A 12,224-nucleotide genomic window follows, 5' to 3' on the forward strand; every position below is an offset into this window, starting at 1 on the left:
ATCTATGAGTTAAAACTGCTGGCAATGACAATGCCTAAACTTGGTAGGTCGATGTCAGGTATGATAAAATATTTAATTAGTATAACTTGCATTTTTCTGAAATATAATGGACTCGATCTTGCCTAAGCAATTTATGGCATTTTAAAATAATGAGTCTGGAGGTTGCCGGCGATTACCAGACAGTGTGACGCTCCCCTTTTTAAGATGCTGCAAAATTATGCCGGGAAATGGGCGGCAAATTTTCATGTGCCGGGGCACAAGCAGGGCCGCGGTCTGCCCGTGGAATTGTCGTCTCTCGGCGGACAAGCTTTGTTCGCGTTGGATTTGACAGAAATACCGGAACTGGACGACTTGCATAACCCGCGGGGGGTGATTGCCCGCGCCCAGGAACTGGCGGCCCGGGCCTATGGAGCCGCCAAGAGCTTTTTTCTGGTAAACGGTACCACGGCAGGCGTGCATGCTTTACTGCTGGCGGTGGGAGGCCGGGGGAAAGTAATTGTGCCCAGGAACGCCCACCGTTCCGTAATGGGCGGTTTGATTTTGTCCGGCGCCGACCCTGAGTATGTCGCTCCCTGGACAATCAAAGAATTTGGGATAGCTGGGGGCGTTTCACCCGGGCAGGTACGTCGGGCGCTTGAAGCGAACCCCGGTGCCGGGGCTGTCCTGGCGGTCCGGCCGAACTACTACGGGGTGGCGGACGAGCTGGCCGGGCAGGTCCGGGCGGCGCATGATGCGGGCAAACCGCTTCTTGTTGATGAGGCGCACGGCGCCCACCTGCGGTTTCACCCCGGATTGCCCGGTGACGCCATGGCGGCCGGTGCCGACGCCTCCGTGCAGAGCACCCACAAAATGGGCGGCTCTTTGACCCAGAGTGCCCTGCTGCATCTGAGCGGCGGACTCCTTGACCCCGGCGCGGTGGCCGGCGCGCTGGATTTATTGCAGACAACCAGTCCGTCTTATATTCTGATGGCCTCTCTTGACCTGGCCAGGCGGCAGCTGGTCCTGACCGGCCAGGAATTGCTGGAAAAGACTTTGAGGCTGGCGGGCGAAACAAGAAAGCGGCTGGCCGGCGTCAGCGGGCTGAAGGTTCTATCGGAAGAACACCTGTCCGGCGGCAGCCGGGCTCTTGATTTGACTAAGCTGGTCGTGTCGGTTGACGGTTTGGGCCTGACCGGTTATCAGGTAGGCGAATTGTTGTTCAGCCGTTATAATATTGCTATTGAAATGGCCGACTTGGTCAATATTGTGGCGTTTTTGTCAACCGGCACCACCCAGGCGGAGTGCGACGCCCTGGTCTTCGCCTTGCGGGACATAGCGCGGCGGGACAGGCTGGCCGCGGCGCCTGTCCCATTGCCCGAAATACCGGCTTGCCCGGTGAAAAGAATGAAGCCCCGGGACGCCTGGTTTGCTTCTGCCCGGCGGGTCGCGCCGGCAGAAGCGCGCGGCAGGATATGCGCCGAGATGGTGGCGGTTTACCCGCCGGGTATTCCTGTATTGTGCCCGGGCGAAGAAATAACTCCCGCGGTTTATGAGTACCTGGCCGCGGTGGTGAAACTTGGATTGACCTGCCAGGGATTGTCCGGCCGTACGTTAAAAAGTATAAAAGTTGTGGTAGAATAGCATATGAGGAAGCAAGGGGGCTGTGCGGGAGCAATTATGAGAGGAAAACTCATTGCTTTAGAAGCGGGTGACGGAAGCGGCAAGGGCACCCAGGCCGAAAAACTGTACAAACGGTTGGCGGCCGAGGGGTATCATGTGAGAAAAGTTGAGTTCCCGAATTACGGAAGCGCATCTTCGGCCTTGGTTAAAATGTACTTGAACGGTGAATTCGGCAGTGAGCCAGGTGATGTAAATCCCTATGTCGCATCCACATTTTATACTGTCGACCGGTATGCTTCCTATAAAAAGGAATGGAAAGAATTCTATGAAAACGGCGGCATTATTGTCGCTGACCGCTACACGACGGCGAACATGGTTCATCAGGCGGCGAAAATAACCGGCGATATGGAAAGAGAAAATTATATCAACTGGTTGCTGGATTTCGAGTTTAACTTGTTTCAGCTCCCGGCGCCCGACTGCGTTATTTTTTTGGACATGCCGCCGGAGCACAGCAGGAAGCTGATCGACGGCAGGGTTAACAAGTCAGGCGAAGATAAAAAAGACATTCATGAGCGGGATTACGGATTTATCGTAAAATCTTACCGTAATGCCCGCGAGATCGCCGACCGGCACAAATGGCGCCGGATCGATTGTGTGGCCGGCGGGCGGCTGAAAAACATCGGGGAGATTCACGAAGAAATCTATCAAGTGGTCAGGGATATTGTTTCCGATTAGAATTTAAAATATATCAAGACAATTAACCATTCTTTTATTCTGACTTCTGACTACTGACTACTTTATTATGGTAGGAGTTTTATTTAAATGCGTCTCTTGAGGGAAATCGCCGGGCACGAACAAATTATCCGGGCTTTGCTTAACGCTCTGCTACATGACCGGGTGGGCCACGCTTATTTATTCGCGGGGCCGGAAGGGGTGGGCAAGGCGACAACCGCTCTGGCGTTCGCAGGGGCGCTGCTCTGCGAAGGTGCGGACCGGGGAGACGCCTGCGGGCGGTGCCGGGCATGCCGCCAGTTTGAGCACGCCAATCACCCTGACTTTCATTGGGTGCGTCCGGCGGGCTCGTCAATAAAGATTGAACAGATTCGCGGCATTCAGCGCAAGGTAATGTTTCGCTCATATCAGGGCGGCCGGAAAGTAATTATCATTGAGCAGGCTGAAGCCATGACGGCCGAAGCTGCCAATTGCCTGCTAAAGACCCTTGAGGAACCGCCTGACGAAACCGTTTTTGTATTGCTGACGGCGCTGCCGCAGGCATTGCCCGCCACCGTTTTGTCGCGCTGCCAGCAGTATATTTTCAAGCTGATTCCTTTTCATGAGCTGGCCTCGCTCCTGAACAAGCAGCATGGACTGGCGCGGGAGGAAGCCAGGCTGCTGGCCGCTCTATCCGGCGGCAGCCCGGGCAAGGCGCTTGCCTATGTTTCAGGTTCTTTTCAAAAAAGGCGGGACGCCGCTGTCCGGTTAACCGTTTTATTGCAGGAAGCGGGCGCCCTGGAGGCGTTGGCAGAAGCCGAAAGGATGTCCAAGAATAGGGATGAGGCTCTGGGTTTATTGGAAATGCTGGCCTGTTGGTACCGGGATCTGCTCATTTGGCAGGAAACGGGCGAAGCAGGACTATTATTTAACCCCGACCAGATTAATGCGTTAAAAAAAGGGGCTGGTTATTTTGAAACCGGGCGTCTTGTGGGAATAATAGAGATTATTGCCAAGGCCAAAAACAAGATCCTGGCCAATGCGAACATGAGACTGGTCCTTGAGGTGTTATTCCTGCGCCTGGCCGGCGGTATGAGCGGCACACAAACAGATTTGGAGGTTAACCAATGGGACTGATAGTGGTAGGGGTGCGCTTCAAAAAGGCTGGAAAAGTTTACTTTTTTGACCCTGACGGGCATATGTTGACCCTGGGTGACGGCGTAATCGTAGAAACTGCCAGAGGTATAGAGTACGGGCAGGTGGTGGCCGGTCCCCTCGAGGTGGAAGAAGATGAGATGGTTGCGCCCTTGAAAAAGGTGATCCGTAAGACTACCGACGCCGACCTGCACCAAGTATCGCTGAACAGAGAAAAAGAATGCAGGGCTTTTCAGGTCGGACTGGAGAAGATAGCCGCCCATAAACTGCCAATGAAACTTGTGGGTGTTGAGCAAACCTTTGATGGAAATAAAATAATTTTTTACTTTACCGCCGAAGGAAGGATCGACTTTCGGGAACTGGTTAAGGATTTAGCTGCTGTTTTCCGGACCCGGATTGAGCTGAGGCAGATCGGTGTGCGGGACGAGGCGAAGATGGTCGGCGGACTTGGCTGCTGCGGCAGGGAACTCTGCTGCTCGGCCTGGCTGTCTGATTTTGTGTCGGTATCGATCAGGATGGCGAAGGACCAAAACCTGTCTTTAAATCCGACTAAAATTTCAGGTATCTGCGGCAGGCTGATGTGTTGCCTGAAATATGAAAATGAGTGCTACGAACATGCCAAGGAGGAGTTCCCGGAAATTGGGACATGGGTTATAACCCCTGATGGCGAAGGAAAAGTGGCGGCCGTTAATATTATCAAAAAAGGCCTGAGCGTGGAATTAAAGGAAAGCAAAATAGTGAAGGAATACCAGAGCGAAGAAGTAACGTTGAAAAACAGTCCCGCCTGCAATTGCCTGACGGATGAGCAAAAGGAGAGCGCCGGAACACCGGGCGAGGAGAGTGTTTAGTTGCAATCTTTTTTTAAAATAGCGAAAGATATGGAAGCCAAACTGCATGCCCTGTTAGCGGAAATGCAGGATATAAAAAATAAAGCGCGTCAGCTGGAAGAAGAAAACGCCAGGCTGAGAAAAGGGCTGGCCGACGCCTGCCGGGAGAGAGGCATTGCCTGCGCGGGGCAGGGTGAAACGGGGAAAACGGGCGAGGGCTTCATAAATCTCCTGGAGCTTTATGATCAGGGTTTTCATGTGTGCAATTTAAACTTCGGGAGCAGGCGGACGGTGGATTGTCTGTTTTGTATGGCTTTTTTGAGAAAGGAGCATGAGCCGCGCGCGGAGCGAACGGAAGGCTGAACTGCCGCAGAGGTGAATTTTCACTATGGAACAAAAAGGGACGCTGTATCTTTGCGCCACTCCCATCGGCAACTTGGAGGATATCACGTTAAGAGCCTTGCGGGTGCTGCGCGAAGTTGACCTGATAGCGGCCGAGGATACGCGCCATACCCGCAAGCTGCTGAGCCGTTACGATATCCACACCCCGCTGACCAGCTACCACGAGCACAACCGTCAAAAAAAGGGAGGGTATCTCCTTGATCTGCTTGCTTCAGGCAAGCAGATCGCGCTGGTGACCGATGCCGGCATGCCTGGAGTCTCGGACCCCGGCACCGAACTGGTGGTGTCGGCGCTGAAAAACAATCTGAAGGTGGTTCCGGTTCCCGGCCCCAGCGCGGGTATCACCGCGCTAGTTGTGTCGGGGCTGCCCGCCGGCGCTTTTGCCTTCGAAGGTTTTTTGCCGGCGGCCCGAAAGGCGCGGCGGGACAAGCTGGCTGCTTTGTCGCGTGAGCCGAGGACGCTGATTTTTTACGAAGCGCCACACCGTTTGACGGCAACACTGGCTGATTTGCAAGAGGTTTTTGGAAACCGCCTGATGGCAGCCGCGAGAGAACTGACCAAACAGCACGAAGAGGTGGTAAGGGGTACGGTTGCCGAGGTGCTGGAGCATTTCCGGGGAAAAGAGCCCAGGGGGGAATTTTGTCTTGTTCTGGCCGGCGCCGCCGGTGAGCTGTTGGAGACGGCTGAAAAGACGGAGGTTTCCCTGGAACCGGCTGAGCACGTTGCCCGGCTGGAAGCGGAGGGCGCCGGACGAAAAGAGGCCATCCGTGCGGTCGCCCGCGCGCATGGCTTGCCGAGAAGGGAGGTTTACCGCGCCGTGGTGCTGAAAAAACAAAAAAGCAACTGAAAAGAGAGAGGTTTCTCTTTTTAGTTGCTTAGTTGTTAAACAGCTTGTACCATGAATAGGTATAGATTCGTTGAATAATTCCGCAGTTAAAGTATTGTTTCCCGGTTCTTAGATGGCCTTGGTGTTTTCGAACATGCTTACCGCACATTCACGGCAGACCAGCTTGCCGCGGTAATGCTGCACGTCAGACGCGTTGCCGCAGAAAACGCAGGCAGGCTCGTACTTTTTCAGGATAATCTTTTCCGCGTCGACATAGATTTCCAGCGCGTCTTTCTCGTCAATCCCCAAAGTACGCCTTAATTCGATAGGAATAACCACCCGTCCAAGTTCGTCAACTTTCCTCACAATCCCCGTAGATTTCATTGCTACCTCCTCCTTTTTTTCTATATAATGCAATAAAAAATAAAGATTGCATAACTAAATGGTACCAATGATGTCATTAAAAGTCAACTAAAAATTTATAATTTTTTACAATTTTTTTGCTTGGCGCCAGCATTGGCGCAAACTTGACAAATTGCTGTTCATCCTTTAAAATCAGTATAAAAATTCCGCCCTTGTCGTCTAAACGGGGTGCGGGTTTTTTTGTCGCCGCTCAGAGCAATAATATGTAGTATATGACTCATCAGGCGAATTAGCTATTGGAGAGTCAGGGAGGAAGGATCATGGGAAAAGGAACATTTTATATCACCACGCCAATTTATTATCCTAGTGACAACCTGCACATCGGCCATGCATACACCACCGTGGCCGCGGATGCGATGACCCGTTTCAAAAAAATGACGGGTTATGACGCCAGATTCCTGACGGGATCCGACGAACACGGCCAAAAAATTGAACGGGCAGCCATGGCCAAGGGGGAGACGCCTCAGGAATATGTGGATAAGATTGTCGCTGGATTTAAACGCCTCTGGAGCCGGCTGGAGATCAGCAATAACGACTTTATCCGCACCACCGAGCCACGCCATAAAAAAGTAGTTTCAGAGATATTTCAAAGGCTTTACGATCAGGGTGATATTTACAAAGCCGGCTATGAAGGGTGGTATTGCACCCCGTGTGAAACATTCTGGACGGAAGCGCGGCTGGTTGAAGGCAATTGTCCCGACTGCGGCCGGCCGGTGGAGATGGTCCGCGAGGAAAATTACTTTTTCCGGATTTCCAAATACGCTGATCAATTGCTTCAATATATTGAGGCGCACCCTGATTTTATCCAGCCGGCCTCCCGGCGGAACGAGATGGTGAGTTTTATCAAGAGCGGCCTGGAAGACCTTTGCGTATCCCGGACAACCTTTGACTGGGGCATTCCGGTGCCTTTTGATCAGAAAAATGTCATCTACGTTTGGATCGATGCTCTCACCAATTACATTTCCGCCCTCGGTTACGGGACTGAGGACGACAGCTTGTTTAAAAAATACTGGCCGGCGGATGTGCACTTGATGGCCAAGGACATCATCCGGTTCCACAGCATCATCTGGCCGGCAATTCTCATGGCGTTGGGGATCGAACTGCCGAAAAAGGTGGTGGGCCACGGCTGGATCCTTTTGGAGAGCGGCAAAATGTCCAAATCCAAGGGCAATGTGGTTGACCCGCTGGCGCTGATTGACAAATATGGCGTCGACGCCATCCGTTATTACCTGCTCCGCGAGCTGCCGTTCGGTTCGGACGGGTACTACAATGAGGATTTGCTGGTGGAGCGGATCAACAAGGACCTGGCCAATGACTTGGGCAACCTGGTCAGCCGGTCCGTGGCGATGGTGGAAAAATATTTTCAGGGAACGGTTCAGACGCCTGCCGCGCCTGAAGAACTGGACAGGGAACTGATCGACTTGGCTGAACAGACCCCCGCGGTTGTTGAAGAGCTTATGGACAAAATGGAGCTGTCCAACGCGCTGGCCGCAATTTGGCGTCTGGTCGGCAGGGCCAACAAGTACGTGGATGAAACGGCTCCCTGGGGATTGGCCAAGGACCCCGCCAAGCAAGAGCGGCTTGCCACGGTATTATACAACCTCGCCGAGAGCCTGCGGTTCATTGCCGTCATGCTCTCTCCGTTTATGCCGTTGCTGCCGGGGAAGGTCTGGGCGCAGCTTGGCATTGAGGACCGGCCTGAGCTGACGACTTGGGACGCGCTGGTCTGGGGCAAACTGCCTGTAGGTGCGGCGGTCCAAAAGGGGCAGGCTTTGTTCCCGCGCATCGACGTGAAAAAATTAAAGGAATGATTGTTTATGATCTTGTTTGATACGCACGCCCACATAGACTTTGAAGATTTCGACGCCGACCGGGATGAAATGATCGGGCGGGCCCGCGCCGCGGGAGTGGTGAATATCGTCAATGTCGGGTTTGAACTCGATTCTTCCCGCAGGGCCCTGCGCATGTCGGAAAAGTATGATTTGGTTTACGCGGCGGTTGGAGTGCATCCCCATGCCGCGGGCGAGACGGCGGCCGATTACCTTGAGCAATTGGAGAAGCTGGCGGCTCATCCAAAAGTCGTGGCGTTGGGTGAAATGGGTTTGGATTATTTCCGGAACCTTTCCCCGGTCCCGGAACAAAAAAAAGTGTTTAGAGGTCAACTGGCTCTTGCCAGGAGGCTTGACTTGCCCGTGGTCATTCACGACCGGGAAGCCCACGGCGACATGATGGATATTTTGCGCAACGACGGCCCTTTCCCCGCGGGCGGGGTTATCCATTGCTACTCCGGCAGCTGGGAGATGGCCAGAGAGTGTATGGCGATGGGGTTCTATATCTCCATCGCCGGGCCGGTGACTTTTCCCAAATCCGCGAGGCTGAAAGACGTGGCCGCGCGCGTGCCGCTGGACCGCCTCCTGGTGGAGACCGACGCGCCTTATCTTACCCCTGTGCCGCACCGGGGAAAACGAAACGAGCCTGCTTACGTAGGGTTTACATTGACGGAAATAGCCGCTCTGAAAAAGATGGAAGCTGACGAACTAGCCAAGATTTGCGTTGAAAACGGCCGGAGATTATTCCGTTTAGAGGAATGTCCCCATTTATAAGTATTAATTAAGTCCATTGCCGGAAGGGGATTTTAATAATGGACAGGGGGAAAGGGCTGCTTCTGGTTAACACCGGCGACGGCAAAGGCAAAACGACCGCCGCGCTGGGGCTGGCGCTGCGCGCCTGGGGTCAGGGCATGAAGGTGCTGATCCTCCAGTTTATCAAAAGCGGCCGGCAGTCGGGGGAGAGCAAGGCGGCGGAGAAGCTTGGGCCGGGTTTTGAAATACGGCCGATGGGGAAAGGGTTTATTCGCGGCGCGGGTGAAGAGTCTCCGGACCGGCACAGCCGCGCTGCCCGGGAGGCGTTGAACGCGGCGGCGAACGAAATTAACGCGGGTAAATACGACTTGATCATTCTGGATGAAATATTATACGCGCTGCATTACGGCCTGCTCTCCATTGAAGACGTGCTGGCCTTGGTCGCCGGAAAGCCGGAGCGGTTGCATCTGGTGCTTACCGGACGTCACGCGCCTCCCGAGATTATCAGACAGGCTGATCTGGTTACTGAAATGAAGGAAATAAAGCACCCCTTTACAGAAGGGCTCTACGCCCAAAGGGGTATTGAGTTTTAAAGTATAAATTTCCTTATGGAGTATAAATTTACTTAATATAACAAAAATAAGAAGTGGAACCACTGGGCGGATAACCCGGTTTTTTTGGCATTATTAGCTATAATCTTACAAAAAATAAATCTATCCAGGGCTTACTCCATATAGTAAAATAATACATGGCAAAATAAATTATATTGGAAAAAATAATCATGGCTGTCGCGGACGGCGTGCCGCAATCTGATAATGTTTCCAGCGTTTAAGGTCTGCATTATTGCCATACTATAAAAAAGGGAGGCAATTAATGAGTAGTAAAGAGAAAGAAGTAAACTATGACCGGGGGGCTTTGTTCAAGTGGCCTGTTTTGATTGCCGTGGCGGTTGTGTTCCTGTTGGGCTGTTATGCCTGGGCGAAGAAAACAGTGGTTGTGGATATTGACGGCAGCCAGACGGCAGTGACAACCTTTTCCCTAACGGTTGGAGGTTTGCTGAATTCGCAAGATATCGCCCTGCTGGAAAAGGACGAGGTGACTCCTTCTCTTGATTCCCGGTTGAAAAAGGGCATGGTGGTAACGATAAAGCGGGCCACGGATCTGACGATTGCCGTGGACGGAACCGAAATTGCCGCTAGAACGATGACCCGGAAAGTTGAGGACGCGCTTTTAGAATACGGGATCAGCCTGGGTCCGGAAGATGAGGTTGAACCGGCCAAAGACGACCCGGTCAGCCCCGGGATGACTGTAAAAGTTGTCAGGATTAAAACTGAAAATCAGGTGTGTGAAGCTCCAATTGATTACGAGACGAAAAAACAGTACACTATTTTGATGCCGGGCGGAGCCAGCCGCGTGGCGCAGGAGGGCAAAGAAGGGAAGGAGCGTCAGACCTGGCAGGTTACTTTTAAAGACGGCCAGGAGATTGACCGGCAGTTAGTTTCCCGGGAGGTGCTTGAACCGCCGACAGACAAGATAGTCGTATACGGGAGCACCATGGCTGTGTCCCGTGGCGGCGAAAATATCCGGTATTCCCGCGCCATGGATATGCTGGCTTCAGCCTATACCTACACCGGCAGCAACACTGCTTCAGGCGCCGCCCCGCATTACGGCGTCGCGGCTGTAGACACCAGCGTGATTCCGATGGGGACCAGATTATATGTTGACGGTTATGGTTATGCCACCGCCCTTGACCGGGGAAGCGCGATAAGAGGAAACCGCATCGACCTGTTTTTCGGATCATATGGCGAAGCTATGGGATGGGGCTTGAGGCGGGTAAAAGTATATGTGCTGGATTAGCTATATTAAAAGGCCGAAAGGCCTTTTTGTTTTATTTATATTAGGGCATAATAAAGAGGAAATAAATGTAGTATGTCGAAATTATGCTTTAATGGTTATTCGAGGGCTCACTCGTTCTTTGCATAATGGCTTAAGAAATCGCCCTCTAGGTAAGCGCCACGTCATCCTGGGCTGAGAGTTAACGCGGGAGGAGCCAGTTTGAAGGAAGTTGCGTCACCGGCGGTAGTGCGGGATCTGCTTAAGCGCAATAAATTATCCTGCCGGAAGAGTTTAGGCCAAAACTTTTTGGTAGACTCCAATATAATTGATAAAATTATCGAAGCGGCCGACTTGTCGGCCGGCGATCTGGCCGTGGAAATCGGCCCCGGGCTCGGCGCTTTGACCACGAGAATTGCCCGCGAAGCCGGCAAGGTGCTGGCGGTGGAAGTGGACCGGGGATTGCTGCCCGTGCTGGCGGAAGTAGTGGAAGGCGCCGGAGATGTGGAAATTATTCACGGCAACGCTCTTGAAATTGATTTTGACAAGCTGGTTCACGAAAAAACCGGTGGAAGATTTGGCCGGGGAAGCGGGCAGTACAAGCTTCTCGCCAACCTGCCCTATTATATTACCAGCCCGCTGTTAATACATATTCTACAGGAGCGCTATAATTTATCCCGCATAGTTGTGATGGTTCAGTCCGAAGTGGCCGCCCGGCTCGCCGCCGCGCCCGGCACCAAGGATTATGGCGTGCTGAGCGTGGCCGTGCAGTATTTTACTGAGGTAAAAGTTCTTTTCCGGGTTCCCAGAACTGTTTTCTTCCCGTCGCCGGCGGTGGATTCCGCTGTTGTGCGGCTTTTACCGCGGCCGCCGCGTGATCCTGTTCAGGATGAGAAAACCTTCTTCAAGGTTGTGCGGGCGGCTTTTGGCAAGCGCCGCAAGACATTGCTGAACTCTCTGGCGGATTCGGGATTTGGTATTGAGAAGGAAGTGTGGAAGGCGGTGCTGGAGAGTTCTGCTATCGATCCGGGACGGCGGGGTGAAACTTTGTGCCTGGCCGAATTTGCCCGTTTAACCGGTTGCTTGCAGAAGATCCGGGGGAGTTGAAAGTTAAGCCGCGCGGTATTTAGAAACAATATGTTTAGATATGATTATTATAGAAGTAGAGTAATCAGTTTATCGTCTTGAATTGTAAAATAGCGTAACTGCTTAAGGGTCAGGAAGCCCGAATGGGAGTCTTGAATTTGACAGGTGGGGGTTGGTTGCCATGTATTTTGTAAGCCCTTCGAAGGGCCGCATGGACTTTGATGAAATGATGAACGACATAATTAATTATATTAAAGGCATACCCACCTCGTCGTATAAAATCATTATCGGTTCGGATTCCCAGGTTAAAAGGGAAACTTCCTTTGTCACCGCCGTAATTGTGCATCGTTTGGGTAAGGGCGCCCGTTATTATTACCGGAAAAAAACACACCGGAAGATCAAAAGCCTCCGGCAAAAAATTTTTTACGAAACGGCGCTAAGCCTGGAACTGGGAGGAATGGTCAATAAATACTTCAGCAACAGCGGTTTTGATGAATTGAACGTGGAAATCCATATTGACGTGGGCAACCACGGTGAAACTAAGAGTCTCATCCGCGAAGTGGTGGGCATGGTCACGGGAAGCGGTTTCCGGGCAAAAATCAAACCAGACGCTTATGGCGCTTCCAGCGTGGCTGATAAACATACGAAGTGAACTCGTTTAGCTTCCGCTTAACCCCGCTTCCGCAAACATTCTTGCAGTAAATAGAATTCGGGCATACCTTCGCCGGTATTACCCGAATTGTTTTCATTGGCGTGATTGCGGCCGTTGATTTCCCTATT

General features: G+C 52.5%; 13 protein-coding genes. 12 read left to right on the top strand and 1 reads right to left on the bottom strand.

Annotated features, from left to right (window positions below; all coding sequences use genetic code 11):
• The first annotated feature begins 162 nt into the window (after positions 1-162).
• The 6 genes from A4E54_RS14485 (at position 163) to rsmI (ending at position 5,541) form a co-directional block, all read left to right on the top strand.
• Complete coding sequence (locus A4E54_RS14485; protein ID WP_240083994.1) at positions 163-1,620, top strand: aminotransferase class I/II-fold pyridoxal phosphate-dependent enzyme; 1,458 nt, start codon at positions 163-165, stop codon at positions 1,618-1,620.
• Positions 1,621-1,653: 33 nt separating this feature from the next.
• Entirely contained in the window at positions 1,654-2,334 is a 681-nt protein-coding gene (locus tag A4E54_RS14490; RefSeq protein ID WP_502687946.1) for a dTMP kinase, read from the top strand.
• A gap of 87 nt (positions 2,335-2,421) precedes the next feature.
• Positions 2,422-3,447 carry a DNA polymerase III subunit delta' gene (holB, locus tag A4E54_RS14495; RefSeq protein ID WP_240083996.1) on the top strand — a complete coding sequence of 342 codons (1,026 nt, stop codon included), beginning with the start codon at positions 2,422-2,424 and terminating at the stop codon, positions 3,445-3,447.
• Positions 3,438-4,313 (top strand): PSP1 domain-containing protein, encoded by an 876-nt coding sequence (locus tag A4E54_RS14500; protein WP_240083997.1) that lies wholly within the window; start codon positions 3,438-3,440, stop codon positions 4,311-4,313. The genes holB and A4E54_RS14500 overlap by 10 nt, the downstream gene beginning before the upstream one ends.
• A complete protein-coding gene (locus tag A4E54_RS14505) occupies positions 4,314-4,655 on the top strand; it encodes an initiation-control protein YabA (RefSeq protein ID WP_240083998.1) in 342 nt (113 codons plus the stop codon).
• A 25-nt stretch (positions 4,656-4,680) separates the two neighbouring features.
• Positions 4,681-5,541, top strand: coding sequence for a 16S rRNA (cytidine(1402)-2'-O)-methyltransferase (rsmI, locus tag A4E54_RS14510; protein WP_240083999.1), 861 nt, complete (start codon positions 4,681-4,683; stop codon positions 5,539-5,541).
• 108 nt (positions 5,542-5,649) lie between these two features.
• On the opposite strand, the gene A4E54_RS14515 is transcribed toward rsmI, so the two are convergent.
• Positions 5,650-5,904, bottom strand: coding sequence for an AbrB/MazE/SpoVT family DNA-binding domain-containing protein (locus tag A4E54_RS14515; RefSeq protein ID WP_240084000.1), 255 nt, complete (start codon positions 5,902-5,904; stop codon positions 5,650-5,652).
• 299 nt (positions 5,905-6,203) lie between these two features.
• Here A4E54_RS14515 and metG point away from each other — a divergent pair, with 299 nt between their 5' ends.
• From metG to A4E54_RS14545, 6 genes are all read left to right on the top strand, one after another.
• Positions 6,204-7,754, top strand: coding sequence for a methionine--tRNA ligase (gene metG, locus A4E54_RS14520; RefSeq protein WP_240084001.1), 1,551 nt, complete (start codon positions 6,204-6,206; stop codon positions 7,752-7,754).
• A 6-nt stretch (positions 7,755-7,760) separates the two neighbouring features.
• A complete protein-coding gene (locus A4E54_RS14525) occupies positions 7,761-8,546 on the top strand; it encodes a TatD family hydrolase (protein ID WP_240084002.1) in 786 nt (261 codons plus the stop codon).
• A 38-nt stretch (positions 8,547-8,584) separates the two neighbouring features.
• Entirely contained in the window at positions 8,585-9,118 is a 534-nt protein-coding gene (gene cobO / locus A4E54_RS14530; RefSeq protein WP_286726528.1) for a cob(I)yrinic acid a,c-diamide adenosyltransferase, read from the top strand.
• Between the two features lie 280 nt (positions 9,119-9,398).
• On the top strand, positions 9,399-10,382 hold the full coding sequence (locus tag A4E54_RS14535; protein WP_240084004.1) for a resuscitation-promoting factor: 984 nt from the start codon (positions 9,399-9,401) through the stop codon (positions 10,380-10,382).
• A gap of 198 nt (positions 10,383-10,580) precedes the next feature.
• On the top strand, positions 10,581-11,465 hold the full coding sequence (gene rsmA, locus A4E54_RS14540) for a 16S rRNA (adenine(1518)-N(6)/adenine(1519)-N(6))-dimethyltransferase RsmA (RefSeq protein ID WP_240084005.1): 885 nt from the start codon (positions 10,581-10,583) through the stop codon (positions 11,463-11,465).
• 160 nt (positions 11,466-11,625) lie between these two features.
• Positions 11,626-12,096, top strand: a complete 471-nt coding sequence (locus A4E54_RS14545) for a ribonuclease H-like YkuK family protein (protein ID WP_240084006.1) — start codon at positions 11,626-11,628, stop codon at positions 12,094-12,096.
• Positions 12,097-12,224: the final 128 nt, after the last annotated feature.

The organism is Pelotomaculum sp. PtaB.Bin117, assembly GCF_002067195.1.
Lineage (GTDB): Bacteria > Bacillota > Desulfotomaculia > Desulfotomaculales > Pelotomaculaceae > Pelotomaculum_D > Pelotomaculum_D terephthalicicum.

Excerpts from the sequence above, each read along its gene's own strand:
- A4E54_RS14545 (WP_240084006.1), top strand. The coding sequence starts at position 11,626 with ATGTATTTTGTAAGCCCTTCGAAGGGCCGCATGGACTTTGATGAAATG.
- holB (WP_240083996.1), top strand. The coding sequence starts at position 2,422 with ATGCGTCTCTTGAGGGAAATCGCCGGGCACGAACAAATTATCCGGGCT.
- A4E54_RS14535 (WP_240084004.1), top strand. The coding sequence starts at position 9,399 with ATGAGTAGTAAAGAGAAAGAAGTAAACTATGACCGGGGGGCTTTGTTC.
- rsmI (WP_240083999.1), top strand. The coding sequence starts at position 4,681 with ATGGAACAAAAAGGGACGCTGTATCTTTGCGCCACTCCCATCGGCAAC.
- metG (WP_240084001.1), top strand. The coding sequence starts at position 6,204 with ATGGGAAAAGGAACATTTTATATCACCACGCCAATTTATTATCCTAGT.
- A4E54_RS14525 (WP_240084002.1), top strand. The coding sequence starts at position 7,761 with ATGATCTTGTTTGATACGCACGCCCACATAGACTTTGAAGATTTCGAC.
- A4E54_RS14515 (WP_240084000.1), bottom strand. The coding sequence starts at position 5,904 with ATGAAATCTACGGGGATTGTGAGGAAAGTTGACGAACTTGGACGGGTG.
- A4E54_RS14500 (WP_240083997.1), top strand. The coding sequence starts at position 3,438 with ATGGGACTGATAGTGGTAGGGGTGCGCTTCAAAAAGGCTGGAAAAGTT.
- cobO (WP_286726528.1), top strand. The coding sequence starts at position 8,585 with ATGGACAGGGGGAAAGGGCTGCTTCTGGTTAACACCGGCGACGGCAAA.